23 protein-coding genes and 1 tRNA gene are annotated in these 23,374 nt (G+C 55.7%); 15 read left to right on the plus strand and 9 right to left on the minus strand.

Going from position 1 to position 23,374, the window contains the following annotated elements; all coding sequences use genetic code 11:
• The first annotated feature begins 140 nt into the window (after positions 1-140).
• From xerD to ACLPGZ_RS07075, 3 genes are all read left to right on the plus strand, one after another.
• A complete protein-coding gene (xerD, locus tag ACLPGZ_RS07065) occupies positions 141-1,037 on the plus strand; it encodes a site-specific tyrosine recombinase XerD (RefSeq protein ID WP_239055189.1) in 897 nt (298 codons plus the stop codon).
• Between the two features lie 15 nt (positions 1,038-1,052).
• Positions 1,053-1,547 (plus strand): Cys-tRNA(Pro) deacylase, encoded by a 495-nt coding sequence (gene ybaK, locus ACLPGZ_RS07070; protein ID WP_035270993.1) that lies wholly within the window; start codon positions 1,053-1,055, stop codon positions 1,545-1,547.
• Between the two features lie 305 nt (positions 1,548-1,852).
• Positions 1,853-3,076 carry an MFS transporter gene (locus tag ACLPGZ_RS07075; protein ID WP_060185640.1) on the plus strand — a complete coding sequence of 408 codons (1,224 nt, stop codon included), beginning with the start codon at positions 1,853-1,855 and terminating at the stop codon, positions 3,074-3,076.
• A gap of 222 nt (positions 3,077-3,298) precedes the next feature.
• Here the strand turns inward: ACLPGZ_RS07075 and ACLPGZ_RS07080 are convergent, their stop codons facing one another.
• Both ACLPGZ_RS07080 and ACLPGZ_RS07085 read right to left on the minus strand, forming a co-directional pair.
• Positions 3,299-3,778, minus strand: a complete 480-nt coding sequence (locus tag ACLPGZ_RS07080; protein WP_239055188.1) for a nuclear transport factor 2 family protein — start codon at positions 3,776-3,778, stop codon at positions 3,299-3,301.
• Between the two features lie 16 nt (positions 3,779-3,794).
• Positions 3,795-4,406: an NAD(P)-dependent oxidoreductase gene (locus ACLPGZ_RS07085; RefSeq protein WP_009461315.1), complete on the minus strand. Its 612-nt coding sequence runs from the start codon at positions 4,404-4,406 to the stop codon at positions 3,795-3,797.
• Positions 4,407-4,557: 151 nt separating this feature from the next.
• Between ACLPGZ_RS07085 and ACLPGZ_RS07090 the strand changes: the two genes are divergently transcribed.
• Positions 4,558-4,947 (plus strand): winged helix-turn-helix transcriptional regulator, encoded by a 390-nt coding sequence (locus ACLPGZ_RS07090; RefSeq protein WP_203145041.1) that lies wholly within the window; start codon positions 4,558-4,560, stop codon positions 4,945-4,947.
• 62 nt (positions 4,948-5,009) lie between these two features.
• Here ACLPGZ_RS07090 and ACLPGZ_RS07095 read toward each other — a convergent pair whose 3' ends face one another.
• Complete coding sequence (locus ACLPGZ_RS07095; protein ID WP_009461311.1) at positions 5,010-5,435, minus strand: PACE efflux transporter; 426 nt, start codon at positions 5,433-5,435, stop codon at positions 5,010-5,012.
• A gap of 325 nt (positions 5,436-5,760) precedes the next feature.
• Between ACLPGZ_RS07095 and ACLPGZ_RS07100 the strand changes: the two genes are divergently transcribed.
• Positions 5,761-6,372 carry a hypothetical protein gene (locus tag ACLPGZ_RS07100; protein ID WP_035270998.1) on the plus strand — a complete coding sequence of 204 codons (612 nt, stop codon included), beginning with the start codon at positions 5,761-5,763 and terminating at the stop codon, positions 6,370-6,372.
• A 28-nt stretch (positions 6,373-6,400) separates the two neighbouring features.
• Here the strand turns inward: ACLPGZ_RS07100 and ACLPGZ_RS07105 are convergent, their stop codons facing one another.
• The 3 genes from ACLPGZ_RS07105 to ACLPGZ_RS07115 form a co-directional block, all read right to left on the minus strand.
• Positions 6,401-6,880, minus strand: coding sequence for a low affinity iron permease family protein (locus ACLPGZ_RS07105; RefSeq protein WP_026485221.1), 480 nt, complete (start codon positions 6,878-6,880; stop codon positions 6,401-6,403).
• Between the two features lie 967 nt (positions 6,881-7,847).
• Positions 7,848-7,922 (minus strand) — tRNA-Arg (locus tag ACLPGZ_RS07110).
• 279 nt (positions 7,923-8,201) lie between these two features.
• Entirely contained in the window at positions 8,202-8,477 is a 276-nt protein-coding gene (locus ACLPGZ_RS07115) for a hypothetical protein (protein WP_239055186.1), read from the minus strand.
• Between ACLPGZ_RS07115 and dctP the strand changes: the two genes are divergently transcribed.
• The 6 genes from dctP to ACLPGZ_RS07145 are packed head-to-tail and all read left to right on the plus strand — an operon-like array spanning position 8,476 to position 14,481.
• Positions 8,476-9,534: a TRAP transporter substrate-binding protein DctP gene (gene dctP / locus ACLPGZ_RS07120; RefSeq protein ID WP_035271004.1), complete on the plus strand. Its 1,059-nt coding sequence runs from the start codon at positions 8,476-8,478 to the stop codon at positions 9,532-9,534. The two genes, ACLPGZ_RS07115 and dctP, sit on opposite strands and share 2 nt — an antisense overlap.
• 26 nt (positions 9,535-9,560) lie before the next feature.
• Positions 9,561-10,082, plus strand: coding sequence for a TRAP transporter small permease subunit (locus ACLPGZ_RS07125; protein WP_009461299.1), 522 nt, complete (start codon positions 9,561-9,563; stop codon positions 10,080-10,082).
• Positions 10,079-11,398 (plus strand): TRAP transporter large permease, encoded by a 1,320-nt coding sequence (locus ACLPGZ_RS07130; RefSeq protein WP_045930984.1) that lies wholly within the window; start codon positions 10,079-10,081, stop codon positions 11,396-11,398. The genes ACLPGZ_RS07125 and ACLPGZ_RS07130 overlap by 4 nt, the downstream gene beginning before the upstream one ends.
• A 24-nt stretch (positions 11,399-11,422) precedes the next feature.
• Complete coding sequence (locus ACLPGZ_RS07135; protein ID WP_035271006.1) at positions 11,423-12,073, plus strand: GntR family transcriptional regulator; 651 nt, start codon at positions 11,423-11,425, stop codon at positions 12,071-12,073.
• Positions 12,074-12,108: 35 nt separating this feature from the next.
• Positions 12,109-12,996: a 4-hydroxy-tetrahydrodipicolinate synthase gene (gene dapA / locus ACLPGZ_RS07140; protein WP_035271009.1), complete on the plus strand. Its 888-nt coding sequence runs from the start codon at positions 12,109-12,111 to the stop codon at positions 12,994-12,996.
• The gene (locus tag ACLPGZ_RS07145) at positions 12,997-14,481 is read left to right on the plus strand and encodes an aldehyde dehydrogenase (RefSeq protein ID WP_088450989.1); all 1,485 of its coding nucleotides are present in this window, start codon (positions 12,997-12,999) and stop codon (positions 14,479-14,481) included.
• Between the two features lie 218 nt (positions 14,482-14,699).
• Here the strand turns inward: ACLPGZ_RS07145 and ACLPGZ_RS07150 are convergent, their stop codons facing one another.
• Complete coding sequence (locus tag ACLPGZ_RS07150; RefSeq protein WP_035275544.1) at positions 14,700-15,701, minus strand: LysR substrate-binding domain-containing protein; 1,002 nt, start codon at positions 15,699-15,701, stop codon at positions 14,700-14,702.
• 143 nt (positions 15,702-15,844) lie between these two features.
• Here ACLPGZ_RS07150 and ACLPGZ_RS07155 point away from each other — a divergent pair, with 143 nt between their 5' ends.
• Entirely contained in the window at positions 15,845-18,133 is a 2,289-nt protein-coding gene (locus tag ACLPGZ_RS07155; protein ID WP_035271015.1) for an NADP-dependent malic enzyme, read from the plus strand.
• Between the two features lie 72 nt (positions 18,134-18,205).
• On the opposite strand, the gene ACLPGZ_RS07160 is transcribed toward ACLPGZ_RS07155, so the two are convergent.
• A complete protein-coding gene (locus tag ACLPGZ_RS07160; RefSeq protein WP_022983479.1) occupies positions 18,206-19,144 on the minus strand; it encodes a tripartite tricarboxylate transporter substrate binding protein BugE in 939 nt (312 codons plus the stop codon).
• A 208-nt stretch (positions 19,145-19,352) separates the two neighbouring features.
• On the opposite strand from ACLPGZ_RS07160, the gene ACLPGZ_RS07165 reads away from it, so the two are divergent.
• The 3 genes from ACLPGZ_RS07165 to ACLPGZ_RS07175 are packed head-to-tail and all read left to right on the plus strand — an operon-like array spanning position 19,353 to position 22,090.
• On the plus strand, positions 19,353-20,249 hold the full coding sequence (locus tag ACLPGZ_RS07165; protein WP_009461286.1) for an AEC family transporter: 897 nt from the start codon (positions 19,353-19,355) through the stop codon (positions 20,247-20,249).
• A 9-nt stretch (positions 20,250-20,258) separates the two neighbouring features.
• Positions 20,259-20,759 carry a bifunctional alanine racemase/tRNA (adenosine(37)-N6)-threonylcarbamoyltransferase complex ATPase subunit type 1 TsaE gene (locus ACLPGZ_RS07170; RefSeq protein ID WP_009461285.1) on the plus strand — a complete coding sequence of 167 codons (501 nt, stop codon included), beginning with the start codon at positions 20,259-20,261 and terminating at the stop codon, positions 20,757-20,759.
• Positions 20,723-22,090: an N-acetylmuramoyl-L-alanine amidase gene (locus tag ACLPGZ_RS07175; protein ID WP_009461284.1), complete on the plus strand. Its 1,368-nt coding sequence runs from the start codon at positions 20,723-20,725 to the stop codon at positions 22,088-22,090. The genes ACLPGZ_RS07170 and ACLPGZ_RS07175 overlap by 37 nt, the downstream gene beginning before the upstream one ends.
• Before the next feature lie 594 nt (positions 22,091-22,684).
• On the opposite strand, the gene ACLPGZ_RS07180 is transcribed toward ACLPGZ_RS07175, so the two are convergent.
• On the minus strand, positions 22,685-23,335 hold the full coding sequence (locus ACLPGZ_RS07180; RefSeq protein WP_026485215.1) for a VTT domain-containing protein: 651 nt from the start codon (positions 23,333-23,335) through the stop codon (positions 22,685-22,687).
• Positions 23,336-23,374: the final 39 nt, after the last annotated feature.

The raw sequence follows: 23,374 nt of genomic DNA on the forward strand, positions 1-23,374 counted from the left end.
TATATATAGGTATATAGCGTAAATCTACCCCTCTACTGAATGAAGCTCATCATCCCGGAGTGATAGCATGAGGGCTTTCCTGCCTCATCCCGGCTCCCAAAAGCACGCCAACAGCCACGCTTTCCGAATTTTTCATCCCCATGACGCAAGCCAGTCTGATTTCCGATTTCATCACCATGCTCTGGTTGCAGGACGGCCTGTCTGCCAACACCCAACAAGCGTATCGGCAGGATCTGGAACGCCTGGAGGAATGGGCTCAACAAGAGCGCGAAGGCAAAGCGCTGGAACAGTTGGAAGCCAAGGATTTGCGGGAATGGATGGCCAGCCAGGCAGATCAGAGCAAGGCCAGCACAGCCAATCGCAGGCTGGCCACCTTACGTCGCTTTTACAACTGGACAGTGCAAGAAGGCATGCGGCAGGACGATCCCTGCCTGGAATTGAGCAGCGCCCGACAGGCCCCACGCGTCCCGCACACCTTATCCGAAGAACAGGTAGAGCGCCTGCTGGCTGCCCCGGACATACATAATCCCTTGGGGCTGCGCGATCGCTGCATGCTGGAAACCTTGTATGCCAGCGGTTTGCGCGTCACGGAGCTGACTGAACTGCCCTTGCAGAACCTGAGCCTGAGCGATGGCGTGCTGCGCATCGACCAGGGCAAGGGGGGCAAGGACAGGCTGGTGCCTTTGGGACAGGAGGCCCTGCACTGGATCGAACGTTATATGCAGGAGTCCCGCCCTGCCTTGCTGGGCCAGCGCCGCAGCGACTTTGTATTTATTACAGGACGCGGCACTTGCATGAGCCGCCAGTCTTTTTGGTTGATCGTCAAGAAATATGCGGTTCAGGCCGGTATTATGGCCCCCTTGTCCCCGCACGTTCTGCGCCATGCTTTTGCCACCCATTTGCTCAATCACGGCGCCGACTTGCGCGTGGTGCAGATGCTATTGGGACACGCCGACATTTCCACGACCCAGATTTATACTCATGTGGCACGTGAGCGCTTGAAAGCCTTGCACGCAGCCCATCATCCACGCGCCTGAGCGCACTACCAAGATATGGCTAAAGAAAAACACGTTAGCGAAACACCGGCCACACAGTGGCTACGTAAAAATGGCATTTCCTTTACCGAGCATAGTTACAACTATGTCGATCATGGCGGGGCCATGGAAGCGGCAGCCCAGCTGGGTCTGGACCTGCACCGGGTGGCCAAGACCCTGATCATGGAAGATGAAAGCGCCAAGCCCCTGATTATCGTGATGCACGGCGACCGTGAAGTCTCCACCAAAAATCTGGCCCGCCAAACCGGCGCGAAAAAGATCGCCCCCTGTAAACCGGATGTGGCTCAACGCCATTCGGGCTATATGGTTGGCGGCACCTCGCCCTTTGCCACTCGCAAGGCCATGCCTGTATGGCTGGAGGAAGAGCTGCTGGAGTTCGACACCATTTACATCAATGGTGGCCGACGCGGCTATTTGCTGGGTATCAATCCCCAGGTTCTAATCGACAAACTGGGCGCGCGCCCAGTGCAGGCCGGTCTGGAAAAAGGCTGATCTTACTTAGCGGCAGGTATAAAAAGACGGCGCTGTCAGCCCGTCTTTTTTTATGTCTCGCGCTTGTTTGAACCCTCAAACGCCATAATAAACAGCCTGGTTCTGCTCCCTGCACTTCCTGCCACGCGCAGCCACCTCCACCACCACCACCTCCTCCTCCTCCTCCTCCTCCTGGAACTGGAACTGGAACTGGATAGCAGCGGATTACAACACTGTCCGCTCCATCGCTCTTCACAAAAGCAGGAGATTGCACCTGTGTGACATTTCGCCAGATAATTCAAACCTGAATAATAAGAGGGGACCCCATGTTTCAATCCTTGCGCCAGCCCGCCGTCATGACGGTGACTTTGGCGGCTGCTGGCATCCTGATGGTTACCATGGGGATACGCCAATCCTTTGGCCTGTTCGTTGGCCCCATTGATAAGGCAACCGGCATGGGCATCATGTCCATCAGCTTTGCCATGGCCGTGGGCCAACTTGCCTGGGGGGCCATCCAGCCTATTGCCGGTGCCTGCTCCGACCGCTGGGGCCCGGACCGGGTTCTGATCGCGGGCCTTCTGATTCTGGCACTGGGCTGTGCGGTAACGCCGTTTATTGGTACCGGGCTAGGGCTGACCCTGACGCTGGGCCTGCTGGCCAATATTGGTTCGGGCGCGGCCAGTTTCTCCACCTTGATTGGCGCTGCCGCCCAACGTATTCCGGATCACGCCCGCGGTCAGGCCTCGGGCCTGATCAATGCCGGCGGCTCCTTCGGGCAGTTCGTCTTTGCCCCCGTGGTGCAAAAGCTGATCGGCTGGGTCGGCTGGATGTCGACCTTTTGGGTTCTGGCCCTGACCGCCCTGCTGACCCTGCCTCTGATTCGCAAGCTAAGTCCGGGCAGCAAGCCCGAAAAAGCCGCAGCCACCCCAGCTCCTGTTGTCAGCGGTCCCGGTCTGGCCGAGACACTGAAAAGCGCCATGAAGGATCGCAGCTACTTGCTGCTGAGTCTGGGCTTTTTCACCTGCGGTTTTCACATTGCTTTTCTAGTCACCCACTTACCGGGGGAAATTGACTTGTGCGGGCTGCCACCTTCGGTAGCAAGCTGGTCGCTGGCCTTGATCGGCCTGGCCAATATCTTTGGCAGTATTGCCGCCGGTTCCTGCATTGCCCGCTGGCGCAGCAAGTACGTGCTGGCCCTGATGTATGCCTCGCGCGCCGTGCTGATCCTGTGGTACTTGATGATGCCTAAAACCGATCTGGTGTTTTACATCTTTGCCATCGGCCTGGGGCTGACCTGGCTGGCTACCGTGCCCCCTACCGCCAATATCGTCGCCAAGCTGTTTGGCACGCGCTATCTGGCAACCCTGTTTGGTCTGGCCTTGTTCTCGCACCAGATCGGCGGCTTTCTGGGCGCATGGCTGGGGGGGATCGCCTTGACCCGCTTTGGTGACTACAGCTGGATGTGGTGGGCTGATATTGTCTTGGCCGTACTGGCGGCCATCGTCAACCTGCCGATTCGCGAAGCCAAGATCAAGATGCAGGCGGCTTAGACAACTCGCAATCGAAACTTCACCAAGCAACAACACAAACGGTTGCCCAAAGAAGAACTCCGCTTACCCCCCTTATCAAAAAGACCCGCCATGGCTGGCGGGTCTTTTATTTGGCGTAAGCATAAGTCCTGGTTATAACGGGGCAAAGTCTCGCCCCCTTACGGCGCCGCGCAAGGCTGCTGCCGTATCGGTGGTAAAGAACGGGTTGCCCGAATAGTGAGCTTAGAACATGGTATTGCTATTGGCCGCCTGCTCTGGCACGGCCTGAATCACATCCCAGTGCTCCACAATCTTGCCGTCTTGCACCCGGAAAATATCCATCACAGCCTGCCCGCGATCGGCCTTGCCATTGGTCGAATGCACATGCAGATAAACCAGATCGCCGTCTGCGGCACTACGCACAATCCGTGCGCGAGACTGCGGGTTATCTTTGAAATAGCCATCAAAATACCCCACAAAAGGCGCTTTTCCGTCCGGCACCTCCGGGTTGTGCTGGATATAGTCCTCAGCTACGACCGCCGCCGCTTCCTGCACCTGATGCTTATTAAAGAAGCTGTCGTAAAAATCGACCACCAGCTTGCGATTGCTCTCTTCCTGAGCCACATCACGAGTCAGCGAATTGGCAGCCAACGCTGCATTTGTGCTCAACAAGAAAGAGCCCGCTAATAAAACTGGAGATACCCATCGGATTAAACCTTTCATCAGTCCCACTCCCTATTCAATAACCTACGGTGAAGCGCTGACGCGAATGGGCAGGACGTTCAATCTCGTCCACCAAAGCGATGGCGTAATCCTCATAAGAAATCTTGCTGCCTTGGTCGGAGACCAAAAGGCTGTCTTTGCCGATACGGAATTTGCCTGTGCGCTGGCCGGGGCCAAACTCTGCCGAGGGCGACAGGAAAGTCCAATCCAGTTCTTTTTCCTGACGCAACTGATCCAGAAAGGCGATGCCACCCAAGGCCTCGGTCCGGTAAGCATCCGGGAAAGCAGGCTGATCAATCAATCGCTGACCGGGGGCCACTTCAAGGCTGGCGGCACCGCCTACCACCAGATAACGCGGCACACCGGCCGCACGAACCGCCGTAATCAGCTTGGAAGGATCTGACGACGCAAAACGAACCGCGCTAATTGCAATATCGTGCCCTTTCAATAGCGCAATCAAACCATCCAGATCATTCACATCGCCCTGAACCGCGGTGACATTGGGCAGGCTGGCAATTTTTTCAGTATGGCGAGCAATCGCTGTCACCGTATGACCGCGATCCGAGAGTTCTTTCAAAAGGCGCGAACCGACTTCGCCAGAAGCACCTATCAATGCAATACGAGACATAACAGCTCCTTGTGTGCTCAAATAAAGACCTGGTCTAGAAAGTAGACCATTAAGCGTGATGCTAGACAGTTTTTTGACCGTCCACAAGAAGTCACGCAGGCCATACCAGGTCACACGGAAGTGACTATTGAACACAGGAAAGCAAGCCGCCATGTCCTCATCAAGCGCAGCCACACTGGCTTCCAGCCCCATACAGGAAGAATTTGAGCAACCCTGTCCCATCCGGGATGTACTGGATCGGATTGGCGACCAATGGAGCCTGCTGATCCTGGAATCGCTGGCACCGGGCACCCTGCGCTTTAATGAGCTGGGCCGGGAAATCGGCGATATTTCCCGTCAAATGCTCTCACGCACACTCAAGCGGCTGGAAACTGATGGATTTGTACAACGAACCTTGTACGCCGAAGTACCGCCCCGCGTGGAATACACGCTCACCGAATTGGGGCAGTCTTTTCTGGTACCTATGCGAGAACTGGTGAAGTGGGCAGACGTACACCACGCCCGTATCTGTCAGGCGCGGCGGGAAGCTCAGGTGCAGTGATAAAGCCAATCCAGCAGAAACAAAAAAAGCCGCATTACGCGGCTTTTTCTTGGACGACGGGGTCAAGCCGCACTGGCCGGCAAACCGAATACCCGGTCAAAGGTCCAGCTGAAAATAAAGGAATAAATCAGAAAGAACACCAGAATGGCTACTTCCATACGCAAGGCTTCCAGCAAGCCGACCTGATACCACCACATATACAAAGGCACGATAGCAATCACCAGGCCAGCCTCAAAGCTGATGGCATGCACACTGCGGCGCAACAAACTGCGGCCTTTGACAGCTTGGCGGGATTCCCAATGTTCGAACGCCGTGTTGAACACGTAGTTCCAGACAATCGCAATCACCGAGATCGCCACAGCAATGGGCGCGGACTCTGAAGCCTCCCCACCGGCAAAGTACGCCAGCAAGAAAGAAGAAAAAACAATGGCAAAAAACTCGAACAAACCCACGTAAAAAACGCGGCGTTTCCAACCCTGGAGTGTCATGACTACCCTGCTGCGGTGCATCAGCCTGGCACTGAAAGAGATTCAGCCGGACGAGACGATGCGTTCAAAAATGGAGTGGCAAATCCGATGCACAGGCCCTCAGCCCGCATCGAAGCTGCAATAAAGCGCACAATCCTACCACAGGCAAGCAGACGGTTTGCAGGGCAGCTCCAATAACCCTTTTCAAACCCGATCGGGCAATATTGTTACCCAAGCCTTACGCCATTCACAGCCCGTATCACTCCTCATCAAATCGCATAATCTGTACGCCCCGCAGCATTTATGGTGTCAGTTCCAACCCTCAACCTCTGGACTGGAGCGAACAATGACATTACATAAAGCCAACACCGAACAGCTGCATGAACTCTTGTATCAAGCCCTGGAAACTGAATTGGGTGGGGAGCAAGTCTATAAAGCAGCCATTTCCTGTGCCAATAACGCGGACCTGAAAAAAGAATGGGAAGGCTACCTGGAAGAAACACTGACACACCAACAGGTGCTGAAAAGTATCTTTGAGGAGCTGGCACTGGACCCCGCCAAACAAACACCCGGCCGACAAGTACTGAAACAGATCGCCTCTGCACTGGTCAAGGCCATGGGGTTGGCCAAACAGGCAGGGGATCCGAAAGCGGCAGAGCTGGTCGCATCCGAATGTGTCATTCTGGCCGAAACCAAAGACCATCTGAATTGGCAGTTGATTGGCTTGGTTGGCGAGCAGAGCAAAGACAAGAAACTGGCGACTTTACTCAAACAGGCTCATGACGCCGTCGCTCCCGATGAGGGCCATCACCTGTACCATACCCAGGGATGGTCTCGCGAGCTGTGGATTCAATCCTTGGGATTTCCTGCCGTGCTGCCCCCGCCAGAAGAGCAAAAGCAAGTCGAAACGCCGATCGGGGCCTCGCGGGCCGAGCAGCAACGCAACAAGATGCTGTAAAAAAAAGGGCCGCAAGGCCCTTTTATCTTTATGTATCGCCGTCCAGACGTCGGCGTGCTTTCAACGCGATGGAGGAATAATAGGCCTCCAATTTCTTGAGCTGCTTTTCATCCAGCTCCTCAACATCAATCAAGCGCTCATTGGCATCGGTCAGTGAAATAATCAGCTCATCAAGTTTTATATGCAGTGCCTTGCTATCTTTATTCTGATTTTGCTGAATTAAAAACACCATCAAGAAAGTAATAATCGTGGTTCCGGTATTGATAATTAACTGCCAGGTCTCCGAATAATTGAAATAAGGACCCGACAAGGCCCAGACCAGCACGGCTAAAACAGCAACAGAGAACATGATGGGCGAGCCCGCAAAGCGGGTCACGGTCTTGGCAAAGCAGTCAAACAAACTGTCTACAGAATCTGGCTTGCAAGGCTTGACCACGGGTGGCTCCTCCTGCCTGCACGCAGAGGAGGAAAACGGATCTTTTTCCAAGGAACGCTTGTCGTTTTTCATGGCAAATTCCTTATAAATAAAAGCAGTTTAGTCGGGAGCCCGCCTCATATATTTCAAATAAAAACGAAACTGGGCAAAACTCAAACAGAGCTCGATCAAGGACACACCTGATTTTCCTGCCACCGACTTGAGTCACACCGACGACAAGCCAGCCAAACGATTTGACCCAGCCTTATCCCCTTGTCTGATGCAAGGATAGCCAAGAACTCCTCTGTTTTTTTTACGGGTATTTGCGAACGAAATATCCTTTTACAGCTGACACTACCCAAGCCCCAACAAGATTTGTAAGATGCGGGCTGACTATCTTGCTTTCAGTTTGATAGTTTTTGTAGAAAGTACATTGCTGTCTTTTTTTAAAACACGCTATTTCCCATAGCCTTTATTTAAAAAGGAGCAAGAAGTGGGCAAGATTGACCATAAAACCATGTGTATTTTGTGCCAGACTCTGCCGCTTTCCAAAGCGCATACACCTAAGCATGCTTATATGGAACGCGTCACTAAAACAGAGGACTATGGAGACCAGGGAGCACAGAGCCTGTTTCGCTGCTCCGTTTGCCAAACTCACTGGCTTTATCAACAAGACAAATGGAAAAGTTGTCTGGGATTCAAGCTCTGGACCGGAAATGTAGATGACTATCTGTCCTCAACAAGAAATCCCGGCAAAGCATGGGGACAGCAACAGAACCCCAGAAGCTCATCTCCGGGTTTTGACAATCGACCGTTCCATTAGCGCCTCCCGCATTCCATAGCGCGCATGACTCTTGAATTGTCATCATGAACGATTAGTCAGGTGCTCAAGCCAGCCTTGTTGCTCAAAACAGGGCTGGCTCGAAAAAAGAAAACGAGCGGGCACGAACAGCCCTGCGCAAAAAGCACAGGATGCTAATCATCAAGTGGGATATCAAAGCTCGGCCTATCAGAACGAGCCTTCAGGACCATGAAGCCGGGCAGGCGTTATGCATAAGAATGGCGGGCCCAGCAGGAATCGAACCTGCAATCTTCCCTTAGGAGGGGAAAGTTATATCCATTTAACTATGGGCCCGGTGGCTTGTCTGCGCAGTGGGCCCAGGCGGGCCAGACACTACATGCACCGCAGGAATCCAGGCTTTACAACACGCAAGAGTAGATTCGACGCCCTCTCTTGTTTGTAAACAACCAGCTATTTTCCTGCCTGCTGCTACCGAAAGTGCTACAGCAAAAGAACGGTCCAAAGACCCTGTCCTGCCGCCGTGCGCTTCTAAAAAAGCAGTCGCAAAGTGTACCAGCTAGACCGCGGGGACGAAAGGATTGAAACAGCTCAACAAGGCTGCCCCGCAGTGCTTCAAACAAGCATGAAAAAATCCGCATCACGAATGATTTCACCGCTGAAAATCCGCGTCAAAACCAGGTCTGGAACGCCCTTACCCTGTCCTTCCACCATCCAAAACGAACACCGAAACCCAATCAACAAGCCACCTCCGGCGCTTTCTAGGACAAACCCCAATCTAAATATGTTGTTAATATATTTAGAAAATATTAAGATCCATCCCATGCTTTGACGCTGGCCGCCAGCCTGCGACGGAGCTGGACTATAAAAAAACCCACCGGAGACAAACATGAAATCCAAACTTGTTGCATCCACCCTGGCCGGCCTGTTTCTGCTGAGCAGCATGGCCTCGGCGCAAGCGGCCGAAATCAGTTGGCGCGTACCAACTTCCGTACCCGAAGGCTCCCCGTTTTATCAGAATTTTCTGGAGCGTTTTGCAAAGAACGTGAAGCTCATGACGGGGGATCGTGTCGAGATTCAGCCCTTTGGAGCAGGTGTTATTGTTCCCGCCCTTAAAGTTTTTGAAGCGGTAGAGACCGGCGTGGTAGAGGCGGGGCACTCCACCTCCAGCTACCTGGTCAACCAGGACCCGGCCAATGCCATTTTTGCTGGCTACCCCGGTGGCATGGGACCTGATGCTTATCGCGTCTGGCTGTATGAAGGCGGCGGCAAGGAAAAACTGCAGGAGCTGCGTTCCAAAAACGGTCTCAAAACCATGATTGTCGGTTTGGGTTCGACGGAAGTGCTGGCCCACTCCAACACCCCCATCCGAACTGCAGAGGACTTGAAAGGCCTGAAATATCGCACTTCCGGTGCCTGGGCGGACGTAATGAAAGACTATTTCGGTGCCGTTCCCACCGTGGTGCCACCCGGCGACACGTACACCCTGTTGCAGCGCAAAGGGGTCGATGCGGTGGAATGGGCTACCCCCTCCTCCAATACCCCCGAAGGTTTTCATCAGGCCGCCAAATACATTGTGGTCCCTGGTGTGCATCAGCCCACCTTTATGTGGGAAGTCGTCCTGAAGCAGGAAACCTGGGATAAAGTGCCGGCCGATTTGCAGCAACTGATCGAGGCCGCTGCTGAACTGACCACCCACCAATCCCTGGACTACTTCTACAACGCCGACATCAAAGCCATGGAGAAGTACCGCCAGGGTCGCAATGAAGTCATCACTCTGGACCCGGCCTTCATCAAGCAATTGGCGGATGCCGGCAATGATTGGGTACACAAGAAAGCCGAAGCGCAAGCGCAATCGGGCAACGACTACATGAAGAATTTGCTGACTGATTACGACGGATTCCTGAACCGTTGGCGCAGTGAAAGCAATTACCTGATCCGAGACTAAGTCCCACTTTCTGAAGGAGAGCTGCCATGCTGCAGCCTATTTCAAAACTGATCGACTTTATCGCTCTTGCAAGCGCTCGGCTGGCGGAAATGGCGGCGGCAATCCTGGTCACCGCCATGGTATGGGAAGTCTTTGCCCGTTATGTTCTGCATGCCCCCACCGTCTGGGCCTTTGATGTGGCGTACATGATGAATGGGGCTATTTTTCTGCTGGGCATGGCCTGGGTGATGCGTCAGAACGAACACATCAGTATTGATGTGGTTCGCAAGCACTTGCCCAAGTCCCTGGCCCGTATGTCTGACGTGCTCCTGTACCTGCTGGTGCTGTTTCCGCTGTTTGCCATCTTGAGCAAAGTCGGGATACAGAAAGCCTGGATGGCCTGGAAGCTGAACGAAGTCGAAATGGTTAGCCCCTGGGCGCCGGTGATGTGGCCCTTCTACGCCTGCATTGCCATTGGCCTGATCGCCTTTACCTTGCAACTGCTGGCCCATGGCTTGCGCTGTGCGGTCAAAGAACAGAACACTGCTGACGTCGAGGTGAGCCCATGAATTTATGGATCGCCGGACTGATGTTCCCTGCTCTGTTCCTGCTGATTTTTCAGGGCATGCCTGTGGCTTTTGCGCTGATCCTGCCCGCTTTTCTGGCCGGTTGGTACGCCTTTGGCCCCATGGTCTTTGACCAGATGTATGGTGCTTTGTATGGAGCGGCCACCAACCATATCCTGTCAGCGATTCCCATGTTTGTGCTGATGGGAGCCCTGCTGGAGCGCTCGGGCATTGCCGCACGCCTGTTTCGCACCATGCAGTTATGGCTGGGCGGCCTGCCAGGCGGGCTGGCCATTGCCACCATCGCCATGGCGGCGACCTTTGCCGCTGCAGCAGGCGTGGTTGGCGCGGTAGAAATCATGGTGGGGCTGATGGCCATCCCGGCCATGAAGCGCTTTCGCTACAACAACTCACTGATCGCGGGCACGATCTGCGCCGGGGGTTCCCTGGGCACCATGATTCCTCCCTCGGTGGTCGCAGTCGTCTATGCCTCTCTGGCACAGGTTCCGGTTGGCGAGCTGTTTGCTGCCATGCTCTTTCCGGGCCTGTTGATGACCACGCTCTTTGTGGCTTACATCCTGATCGCCACCACGCTCAAGCCGGAGCTGGGCCCACGGGCAGATGACGAGGATATGCGCCGACCTTTGGGAGAAAAAATCAGTATCACGATGCGTGGTCTGGTTCCCATGATGCTGCTGATCATCGCTGTTCTGGGTTCCTTGATGAAAGGCATCGCATCACCCACCGAGGCCGCCGCCTTGGGCGCTGCTGCCGCCGCTGTTCTGTGCATCTTCTACCGTCAGTTCAACTGGGAAGTTTTCAGTGGGGCCTTGCGAATCACGGTACGCATTACGGCAATGATCATGCTGATCGTGGCGGGAGGCACCATGTTTACCGGCGCCTTCGCGGCCAATGGTGGTGCCAAGCTGGTACAGATGCTGACCAGCGACTTGGGACTGGGCAGTACAGGTACGATCATTCTGTTCCTGGGCATCGTCTTTCTGCTGGGCTTTGTACTGGACTGGACAGCGAACGTGCTGATTTGCGTTCCGCTTTTCCTGCCCTTTATTGTGGCTACCGGGCTGGACCCCTTATGGTTTGGCGTGATGGTGATCGTTGTCATTCAGACCAGCTATCTGACACCGCCCCTGGCCTCATCCATTTTCTACCTGCTGTCCATTGCCCCGAAAGACATGACCTACGGACAAGTTTGTCGAGGTGTAGTGCCGTTTATTCTTGCTCAATTGCTGACCTTGCTGATCGTCGCCCTGTTTCCGGCGATTGCCACCTGGCTACCCCAGCAAGTATCCGGCTTTTAACGCAATTTTTATATTGGAGTCTCCGTGAGTAGCGCCCCCACCCCCTCTTCTCGTGCCGCTGAAATCGCCTATCAAGCGATTGAGCAGTTAATTGCCACTCTCAAACTGGAGCCTGGTCAGGCCATTGTAGAAAGTGATCTGGTGGAAATGACAGGTTTGGGACGCACCCCCTTGCGTGAAGCCCTGATGCGCATGGTGGCCTTGGGATTGATCGAGCAACAGCCCCGCCGCGGCCTGCGTGTCAGTGAAATCCGTGTGGCTGAACATCTGACTCTGATTGAAACGCGCCGTGTCCTGGAGCGCCTGATTGTGCAGGGCGCCGCTCGCTGGGCGACTCCAGCCCAGCGCAGCGCCTTGCTCGGTCACGCCCAGGCCATGGTGGATGCTGCCGACGCCAAGGATATCGACGCCTACATGCTGGCCGACCAGCATCTGGACGAAGTCATCCACCAGGCCTGTCGCAACACCTTTGCTGTGCAAGCGGTCACTCCCATGATCGTTCAGTGCCGACGGTTCTGGTACGCCTATCAATATGAAGGGGACCTGGAGGCCGGAGCCCAAGCTCATTTGACCCTGGCCGAAGGCATCCAGGATGGAAACCCCGAACAGGCCTTGCAGGGCTCCGAGACGCTGATGGCCTACCTCAGCGCCTTCACCCGCAAAGTCATTGAATAAACCGATAGATCAACTATTAATAATCTGGAGACATCATGAATCTGAACGGAATCCTCGTTCCCATCGTTACCCCCTTTGACGCCAACAACCAGTTAAACGAAGCTGCGCTGGAGCGTCTGGTTGAGTGTTTTATTGAAGCCGGAGTAGGCGGTATCGTGGCTTGTGGAACCACAGGCGAATACTACGCGCTCAGTGCACAGGAGCGTCGCCGCGTGCTGGAGATTGTTGCCAGAACTGGCCGTGGCCGCACAACACTGATTGCCGGCGTGAACTCCATGTCACCTGCCGAAGCCATCAGCCGAATCCGTGAAGCGGAAGAGCTAGGGTATGAGGCACTGATGCTCTCTCCCACCCCTTACAGCCTGCCCGGCCAGAATGAAGTGGTGGCGTATTTCAAGGAGGTCGCCGCGGCCACTGAACTGCCCATCGTCATGTACAACTTCCCGGCACGCATTGGCATCCAGATCGAGCTTGAATCCGTTTACGAACTGGCCAAGGTCAAGAACATTGTGGGCATCAAGGAGAGCAGCGGCAACTTCAGCCGGGTGGTTGCCATGGTCAATGCCAATCTGCCCGACTTCCAGGTTGTTTGCGGCTGCGATGACCAGGCGGCCGATTTCCTGTTCTGGGGCGTGCGCAGCTGGATCAGTGGCGGAGCCAATGTGTTTCCGGCCGAGCAGGTCCAAATGCTGAAAGCCGCCGAGCAAGAAGACTGGGACACGGTACGTCGCATGATGGCTGCCATGTTGCCCGCCATTGCCGCCATGGAGTCGGGCAACTACAACCAGAAAGCCAAACTGGGCTGCGTGCGTCACGGCATTGATGTCGGTTCGGTACGCTTGCCTCTGCTGCCAGTCGACGCGCAGGAACGAGATGACTTCCTGGCCCAGATCAACGCTTATCAAGTAGAACAGGAGGCTTGAATGCCCACGCAACAAGAGACTGTCTTTGAGTTGGCCCGCACCGGAAAGCTGCACGCTTCCCATTTGATTCCTGGCTATCAAACCACGGCTTCGGCCCTGCTCGATAACGTCAGCCCTATCGACCTGGCCGTAATTGGCAAAATCGCTGCCGGCCAAGCCTCGGATGTACAAGCAGCGGTCGCTGCCGCGCGCACAAGCTTTGAGTCCGGCGAATGGTCTGAGTTGTCTCCGGCAGAACGCAAAAAAATCATGCTCAAATGGGTGGCCTTGCTGGAGCAACACGCCGAGGAACTGGCCGCACTTGATTGTGTGGACGCAGGCAAGCCCATCACCGAATGTCTGAATACCGACATGCCCGCCACCATCGATACCTTCAGCTGGTATGCAGAGACGGCCGATAAATGCTTTGGTCGAATTTCCCCAACCGGCTCCGACGCACTGGGTTTGATCACCAAGGAGCCCATTGGTGTGGTGGCGGCCGTCCTGCCCTGGAATTTCCCGGCTCAAATGTACGCCTGGAAAGTTGCCCCTGCGCTGGTGTGCGGCAACTCGGTCATTGTGAAACCGTCCGAGCTAACCAGCCTGAGCGCCTACCGCATGACACAGCTGGCACATCAGGCAGGCGTTCCCGCAGGAGCCCTGATCCTGATCACAGGCACAGGCGAGGAAGTCGGAGAGCCTTTGGGCCGGCACGGGGACGTGGACATTGTGTCGTTTACCGGCTCCACCGAAGTGGGTCGCCTGTTTCTGAAGTATTCCGCAGAAAGCAATCTGAAGGAGGTCGTGCTGGAATGCGGCGGGAAAAGCCCCCAGGTCGTTTTTGAGGATGCCCTGCTGGACGAAGCAGTTCCGTCCATCCTGGCGGCCGCATTCTGGAACATGAGCGAAAACTGCAGCTGCGGCTCCCGCCTGATCGTACACAGCAGCCTGAAAGATACGCTACTGCAAAAACTCAAACAGGGGCTAAGCTCCTGGAAAGTAGGTCTGCCTACGGACCCGGATGTGTCTATCGGGCCGATGGTAGAACAAGCGCACTTTGAAAAAGTGGCCAGCTTTCTGCAGAACCCCGGCAAAAACGCCAAGTTGGTTCATGGGGGGCGCATTCACAGTGACCTGGGCAGTGGTTGGTATATCGAGCCCACCATCTTCGATCACATCACCCCGGAAGACCGCCTGTTCCAGGAGGAAGTGTTCGGCCCCGTTCTGGCCATCACGACCTTCGAGACAGAAGAGCAAGCCATCGCCTTGGCAAACGATACCCAATATGGCCTGGCCGCCTCCCTCTACACGCTTGATGTACGGCGGGCGCAGCGTGTCTCGCGCAAAATCAAGGCAGGCACCGTTTCGGTAAATGGCTTTTCCGAAGGTGATATCACCGCGCCCTTTGGCGGCTTCAAACTGTCCGGTTTTGGCGGCAAAGACAAGGGAATGGAAGCCCTGGATCAGTACCAGCAAACCAAGGCCATCTGGTATGTGAACCAGTAAGCCACTGCTTGCATAGCCCCGGCATCAATAAACCGGGCGCTGCACACCGCCCCCCTTCCAGACTCCTGGGCATACAAGCGGGGGGTGGTTCTTACCACTGAGCTGCTCCGGTTTTTTGAGCAGGTATGACATCCTGCTTCCAGCTCTTGCCCGGCCCGCTCAGCATAGGGCGCTCACGGTGTAACACTAGCAATCAGCCCGCAGCAGACAGAACGACATTAGTAGAAAAAAGCCCCCCGCTCCAAAGGCACCGTCTTATCAGTACACACCCGTTTCAGCTCCTGCGCGAACAACGTGTCCACCGGACGCTGCTGGCCGGCCACCCGCGTAAAGAGCGCAATAGGCGACAAGCCCCACTCAAAGGAGTACGGCACAATCGCCACGCCGGACACGCGCACCAGTTCTTCAGCAATTTCGGTCGGGACCACAGACACAGCACGGGAGTGATTCACGATCAGTTCACCGATCAGCTTGGGTGAAGAGGTTTCCACACTGGGCACCGGCTCCAACAAGCCTGCCCGCAAAAACAGATTCGCCACCTGCCGCCGCATCGGGGTATTGCGCGGTCCCAGAATCCAGTCCAGATCCTGCAATTGCGCCCAATCCAACTTGCGTCGGCCCAATCGCCCCGCCAGTTCCCGGCTGGCAATCAAGCGTGGTTGCTGCGCGTACAAGGCTTCATGGCGCAGCCCTTTCATATTCAAGTCCGGAGAACTGCGCGCCACCACTGCATCCAAAGCGTGATCACGCAGTTGTTCCAGCAGCGTTTCCGTTAGCCCTTCGGTGATGCTGACGGACACGACCTGCCCTTGAGGGCGAGTTGCCCGCAAGGCCGTGGAAACCAGCTTGCCGGACACCAGGGGAATCACCCCCAGCCGCAAATGTGCTTGCCGCCCCATGCTGTGCGCCTGCAAGTCCAGACTCAACAACTCCATGTCCTGCACCATGGCCCGAGCACGTGAAATCACGATCTGCCCTTGCGCTGTTGCCTCCATACCACGCGATGAACGCAGGAATAGCGGTGTGCCAAAGACTTGCTCCACCTCGGCCAAGGCTTGAGTGACCGCAGGCTGAGTCATCGCCATTAAATCCGCCACTTTGGTCAGCGAGCCCAAGCGGTCGATTTCGATCAGCAGAGCCAGGTGACGCAACCTGAGTCGTTGTACCAGGCGATGGGCGATATCGTTTGTTTCCAAGCCTTTACCCCTATCTATAAGCATTTACTAATAGGGCAATAATAAGCCCTAATACTGCGGACTGTTTAATTATCTACACTTGTTGAAAGCCGGCGCTGGCGCACTATTCGCCACGCCTTCCCTGGATTTCACCAAACACCTGTTTGGCGCCTGAGCAAGAGGACACGATGAGTTCACCTGTAGATCGACAAGCCGCCCTGGATTACCACGAGTTCCCCATTCCCGGCAAAGTCACCATTGCCGCGACCAAACCCCTGGTCAGCCAACGTGACCTGGGCCTGGCCTATTCCCCTGGTGTTGCTGCCGCCTGCGAAGAAATCGTGGTCGACCCGAAAAACGCCTTCCGCTACACCGGCCGGGGCAATCTGGTGGGCGTGATCTCCAACGGTACCGCTGTGCTGGGTCTAGGCAATATTGGTGCCCTGGCCTCCAAACCCGTGATGGAAGGCAAGGCCGTTCTGTTCAAGAAATTTGCTGGCCTGGACGTGTTTGACATCGAGATCAACGAAACCGATCCCGACAAGCTGGTGGATATCATCGCCGGTCTGGAGCCCACCTTCGGTGGCATCAACCTGGAAGACATCAAGGCACCCGAGTGTTTTGAAGTGGAGCGCAAGCTGCGCGAACGCATGAACATCCCCGTCTTTCACGACGACCAGCACGGTACCGCCATTTGCGTGACGGCGGCTTTCCTGAACGGCCTGAAAGTGGTCGGCAAAGATATCAAGAAGATCAAGGTTGTGACCTCCGGTGCCGGTGCGGCCGCGCTGGCTTGCCTGGACTTGATGGTGGACATGGGCCTGCCCGAAGAAAATGTCTGGGTCACCGACATTGACGGCGTAGTCTACAAAGGCCGCCCTGGTCACCAGGTTCCTGAACTGGCCCGTTTCGCCAAAGAAACCGAAGCACGCAAGCTGGCTGATGTCATCGAAAATGCTGACGTGTTCGTGGGCCTGTCCGCCGGTGGCGTACTGAAAGCTGAAATGCTGCAGAAAATGGCAGACCGTCCCTTCGTGATGGCGCTGGCCAACCCCACCCCCGAAATTTTGCCTGAAGTCGCCAAAGCCGCTCGCGATGACGTCATCATGGCAACCGGCCGTTCGGACTTCCCGAATCAGGTCAACAACGTGCTGTGCTTCCCCTACATCTTCCGCGGTGCGCTGGATGTGGGCGCCACCACGATTACCCGTGGCATGGAAAAAGCTGCTGCCCGCGCGATTGCGGCTCTGGCTGAAGAAGAGCAAGACGAAGCCGTGGCCGCAGCCTACGGTGGTTACGGCCTGAGCTTTGGCCCCGACTACCTGATTCCCAAGCCATTCGACCCACGTCTGATCGTGCGCATCGCCCCCGCCGTGGCTCAAGCCGCCATGGAAGAAGGCGTGGCAACCCGCCCTATCGCTGACCTGGAAGGCTACATCGCCAAGCTGCAACAGTTCGTCTACCATTCCGGCGCATTCATGAAGCCCGTGTTTGCCGTAGCCAAGCAATTGGTGCGCGAAGGCGGCAAGGCTCGCATCGTCTTTACCGAAGGTGAAGAAGAACGTGTGCTGCGTGCCGTGCAAGTGATTGTGGACGAGAAGCTGGCCCACCCGATTCTGGTTGGCCGCCCTGCCGTGCTGCTGTCCCGCATCAAGAAATTTGGTCTGCGCCTGCGCTTGGGCGTGGATGTGGAAGTGACCAACCCCGAGTCTGACGACCGTTTCCACCAGTACTGGACCACGTACTGGGAAAAAATGTGCCGTCGCGGTATCAGCAAGGAAATGGCTCGCGTGGAAATGCGTCGCCGCCTGACCCTGATTGGCTCGACCATGGTGCACCTGGGTGATGCCGACGGCATGATCTGCGGCACGATCGGTTCCTACCACAACCACCTGCGCTACATCGACGAGATGATCGGTCGCAAACCCGACTCCAGCGTGTACGCCGCCATGAACATCCTGCTGCTGGGCGAGCGCACCGTTGCCCTGACTGACACGCACGTCAACGACGACCCGAACGCACAGGAAATTGCGGAATACACGATTGAAGCCGCCCGCATGTTGAGCACGCTGAGCCTGGAACCCAAGGTCGCCCTGCTGTCGCGCTCCAACTTCGGTTCGGACTCGGCCGCTTCCGGTCCCAAGATGCGCGAGGCCCTGAAGCTGATTCAGGAACAGGCTCCCGAACTGCAAGTGGACGGCGAAATGCACGCCGACTGCGCGCTGGACGAAGCCCTGCGCAGCCGCACCTTGCCTAACTCTTCGCTGAAAGGCTCGGCCAACCTGCTGGTCTGCCCGAACGTGGACGCTGGCAACATCAGCTACAACCTGCTAAAGACTGCTGCTGGCAGCAACGTGGCCATCGGTCCTTTCCTGATGGGCGCCAATGCTCCTGTACACATCCTGACTTACAGCTCCACCGTACGCCGCATCATTAATATGACGGCCTTGACCGTGCTGCAAGCCAATCGTGGCTAGGCCTTAGGGCTGAAATGAAAAACCGGCCTGTGCAGGCCGGTTTTTTTATGGCTGACATTTAAAGTCCAAGGCTTATTCCAGCTTGATATTGCCTTTCTTGACCACGTCGTGGGCCCAGTCGTACTGCTCCTTGATTTCCTTGGCGAACTCTTCAGGCGAGTTACCCGACGGTGTTGCTCCCTGCTTTTCCAAAGCCGAAATAATTTCGGGTTTCTTCAAGGCTTCCGCAGCAGCGGCATGCAGCTTGGCAACGATTTCAGGCGGCGTACCCTTGGGAGCCAGCAGACCATACCAGGCCGGACTGTTCAACTGCGGGTAGCCTTCTTCAGCCAGGGTCGGCACATCTTTCAGAGCAGGCAGGCGCTCGGGCCAGGCAATAGCCAATGCGCGCAAGTTGCCAGCCTGGATCTGGGCCATGGACGAAGGCAGGTTATCAAACATGGCATTGATCTGGCCACCGACCGCATCCGTTACAGCCGGGCCGGCACCACGGTAAGGAACGTGCACGATGTCGGTGCCAGTTTCCAGCTTGAAGGCTTCGCCAAACAAGTGCAGCACCGAGCAAGTGCCCGAGCTGCCGTAAGAATACTTACCTGGATTGTCTTTCAGTTGCTGCACGAACTCCTTGAAGTTCTGTGCCGGGAATTTGGGGTTGACCTCGATCACGTTGGGCAGGTTGGCAAAGTTGCTGACCGGCACAAAGTCTTTCAAGGGGTCGTAAGGCAAATCATTGGGGCGGCAAGCGGGATTCACTGCCAGAGTCGAGATGGTGGCAATTGACAAGGTATAGCCGTCAGGTTTGGCGCGAGCCGCTTCCGCCGCTCCAATAGCGCCCCCGGCACCACCCTTGTTTTCTACCACCATGGACTGGCCCAGCACTTCGCTCATGCCCTTGGTCACAATGCGCGCCACAATATCGGTGGAGCCGCCTGGCGCAAAAGGAACAATGACGCGAATCGCTTGATTAGGATAATCCGCTTGAGCATGAGCGACATTAGCCGTGCCGATCATGGACAAACTTGCACAAAGGGATAGCAGCGCAAATTTCTTGGGAAACTTCTCTATCATGGGAACATCTCCTCTTTAGTCTTTTTGTAGATCCATCCCCTGGGTAAGGGGAACTAACCAATAATAGCGCAGCTAATCCCCATCAATTGTTAATTCTGAAAGCAGATACCTACAGGGGATATACCTATATCTGCTTCTATTTACCCTCATCATGGCCACAATATTCCCGCTGATTCTGCCCGATTTCCTGTTAATTGCACTGGGGGCTTTACTGCTGCATCGCTTTCATTTCAGCCGGGATTTTTTCCAGGGTGCGGAGAAGCTAGTCTATTACGTCCTGTTTCCAGCCCTGCTGTTTGATTCCATTACCCGCATTCCGCTCAATCTGGGCGATACCTGGCCTTTATTGGTCGCTGCGGCTGTTTTAATTGCCGTAGGCACGGTTCTGGCCTGGCTGGCCCTGCCCATTCTTAAACCCGAACATTTGCAGCACGCGGCCCTGACTCAATGCGCCTTTCGCTTCAATACCTATTTGGGGATGTCTCTGGCCAGTGCGATTGCCGGGCCATCGGGTGTCGCCGTTATGGCTTTGCTGGTGGGCTTTTCTGTTCCCATGGCCAATATGGTGGCAGTGACCGTGCTGGCGCGGGGGCAGCAAGGCCGTATCGCCATTGAGCTGCTTAAAAATCCCCTGATTCTGTCTACTGTTGCTGCACTGGCCTGGAATCTGGCTGGTTTGTCCGTACCAGGCCCGGTTCAATTGGCCTTTAGCCGCTTGGGGGCTTGTGCCCTGGGGATTGGTTTGTTGTGTGTAGGCGCCACCTTGTCCCTGCAAGGCTCGCGGCGTGCGGGGGCCTTGATCGGCTGGATTACGGCCATCAAGCTGCTGGCTTTGCCCTTGGCGGCCCTGGCAATTGCCTGGGTGTTGGATATGAGCACATTGGAGCGCCAGATGTTACTGGTATTTGCTGCCCTGCCTACGGCCTCTTCTGCCCACGTACTGGCTGCCCGCATGGGAGCCGATAGCCGTCTGGTCGCACTGACCATGTCGATCGGCACTATACTAGCGGGCTTGACCATTCCATTGTGGTTATCCCTCGCTACCTGATCCAAGCCTATGAATCCGCAAGCTTTAACCCTGTCCTTGCCTGACGAGGACGCTACCACCGCCTTGGCCGAGCGCCTTGCCCCGCTGCTAAGCGGTCAGGTTCCCGGTGTGCCTGTGGGTGGCCGAATTCATCTTCATGGTGACCTGGGCGCCGGTAAAACCCACTTTGTTCGGGCCCTGTTACGGGCTTGTGGCGTTACCGGTCGTATCAAAAGTCCTAGCTACGCTTTGCTTGAAAGTTATAAAGTTTCTAGCTTATACTTCTATCATCTTGATTTTTATAGATTTAGCGATCCAAGAGAATGGGTCGACGCAGGTTTTCGCGATATTTTGCAAGACAATGCTGTTGTGCTGATCGAATGGCCCGAAAAAGCAGGGGATTTATTGCCCGAGCCCGATCTGGATTTACACCTGGATTATTGCGGTGACGGTCGTTTGGCCACCCTGGATGCACGCAGCGCCAAAGGAACGCTATGGATTACGACACTCGCCCCCAGCCTGCAGAAGTAGCCCCAGCCGGCAAGGCCCGTCGCCGATTCGTCGCCACGGCCACCACCCTGTTCCTGCTTCCCGTCATACCGCGGCTGGCGAACGCCAGCACCATCGTGGCCGTCCGTACCTGGCCGGCAGACGAATACACCCGCGTCACCCTGGAAATGGATAGCGAGCTCAAGGCCGAGCACTTCACACTGGAAAACCCCCATCGCATGGTGGTGGACATCCAGGGCCTGACCATGAACCGCACCATCGAGGAGCTGGTTTCCAAGGTCCGCCCCAATGACCCTTACATTCGCTCCGTGCGCGTGGGCCAGAACCGCCCCGACGTCGTGCGTCTGGTGCTGGATCTGAAACAGGCCGTCGCTCCCCAGATTTTTACGCTCAAGCCCGTTGGCGAATACAAGTACCGTCTGGTGCTGGACTTGTACCCGCGTGTGGCGCAAGACCCGCTGCTGGCCTTGCAAATTCAGGACGATAACGACCCCCTGGCTTCCGTCCTGGAAAGCCTGGCTCAAAACTCGCCTGACGCGCCTGTCCCTACGGTACAAGGGCAAACCTTGCCGCCCGTCGCTCGTACGCCGCCTCCTGTCACGACTCCGCCGCGCTCCCCTTCGCCTGCAGCCACGCCGGGTACTCCCAATCGTCCTTTGCTGATTGCGCTGGACCCCGGCCACGGTGGAGAGGACCCCGGTGCCATCGGCCCCGGTGGGACCCGTGAAAAAGATGTGGTGCTGAATATCGCCCGCCGCTTGAAGCGTCTGATTGATGCGCAGCCCAATATGCGTACTTATTTGACGCGCGACTCGGACTTCTTCGTGCCGCTGCAAGTGCGTGTACAGAAAGCGCGTCGGGTGAAAGCGGACCTGTTCATCAGTATTCATGCTGATGCCTGGATCAAGCCCAGTGCGCGTGGCTCGTCCATCTACGCCCTGTCCCAGAACGGTGCAACCAGCTCGGCGGCCCGTTGGCTGGCCAAGAAAGAGAACGATGCTGACTTGATCGGTGGTCTGAACCTGGGTTCCCACAACCGTCAGGTCGCACAGATTCTGCTGGACCTGTCCACAGCCGCACAGATTAACGACTCGGTGAAAGTGGGCTCGCGCCTGCTGGGCGAGATCGGCAAGATCAACCGCCTGCACAAGCGCAATGTTGAACGCGCTGGTTTTGCTGTGCTGAAAGCACCCGATATTCCATCGATTCTGATCGAAACGGCGTTTATCAGTAATCCGGAAGAAGAACGTCTGCTACGTAGTTCTTCGCATCAGGACAAGATTGCCCAAGCCATTCTGACCGGCATCCGGGGATATTTTGCCGAGTTTCCGGCACTGGCCAGCCGTAGCTAACTATCTGCTTGGTTCGATGAAAAAAGCGCAGCAAAAATGCTGCGCTTTTTTGTTTCCGTAGAGTCTGAGGCTGTTCGAAAAAGAGAACATCTTTGGGCAAGGACCTGTTTGAACCTGAATCGGCATGGCCTTTTCTTGAGGGGGAGCCGCTAGTCTGCAGGCGAGTCAGGGTTCTGGCCGCAGGCTCTTGAGCTATCCAGGATACAAGCCCCGTGCTGTTTGAGCGCGACGCTTATAGCTCGTCCGGGGGACGAGCTATCGCGCGAGTTCACGGGGCGCCTGGATAGCTCAAGAGACAAGGGTACCCGTGCGCAGCACGGGCCAGGGCCCCGCCTGCAGACTAGCGGCTCCCCCTCAAGAAAACTGAGGCATTCTTCGCTAACGGCTGAAACAGAGGCAGCTTTTTCAAAAATACCGAGAGTGCCAATAGTTACCTTGAACACTTGAACACTTGAACACTTGAACCCAGATTTTGCGACGGCTTTTACCCCCTCGCCAACAACAGCGATATCTGACAGGTTCCCGAAATAAAAAAGGACGCCTATTGGCGTCCTTTCCTTAACCTTTAACAAGCAAACAATCCGATCTCCAATCCTACAAAGTCGCATCACCCTTGCTCTTGCGCTTGAAGATCTTCCACAAGGCCCCAGCCACAACAGGCACTGCCGCTGCCGCAATACCAATCAGCACAATGGTGTTCAAATGCGCCTTGATGAAAGGCACATTACCAAAGAAGTAGCCCAGGGTAATCAAGCTGCAAATCCACAGCACCGCGCCGGTAATGTTGTACATCTGAAAGCGCATGGCATTCATATGGCCCACACCGGCCACAAAAGGCGCGAAGGTGCGAAACAGGGGCAGGAAGCGGGAAATGACGATGGTCTTGCCACCATGCTTTTCATAGAAAGCATGGGTTTTGACCAACGCACGACGATCCAGGAATCGGGATTCCTGGGTAAAGACTTTCGGGCCTATATACCGACCCACGTGATAGTTCACGGTATTACCCAGCACGGCTGCCACGATCAGCAGGCCACCCAGCATGACCGGGTCCAGCATGCCCGAAGCGCCAAAGGCCCCGGCAATAAACAGCAAGGAATCGCCCGGCAGGAAGGGCAAAACCACAAGCCCGGTCTCGCCAAATATAATCAAGAACAGAACAAGATAAATCCAGGCTCCATACTGCTCGACCCACACACCCAGGTACTGGTCAATATGAAGGATCATGCTGAGTAAATCGGGCATAGTTCCACACCAAAATAACAATCCAGCCAGTCCAATACT

Origin of the sequence: Alcaligenes sp. Me129, assembly GCF_050487245.1 — a bacterium.
GTDB classification, from domain to species: domain Bacteria; phylum Pseudomonadota; class Gammaproteobacteria; order Burkholderiales; family Burkholderiaceae_B; genus Alcaligenes; species Alcaligenes phenolicus.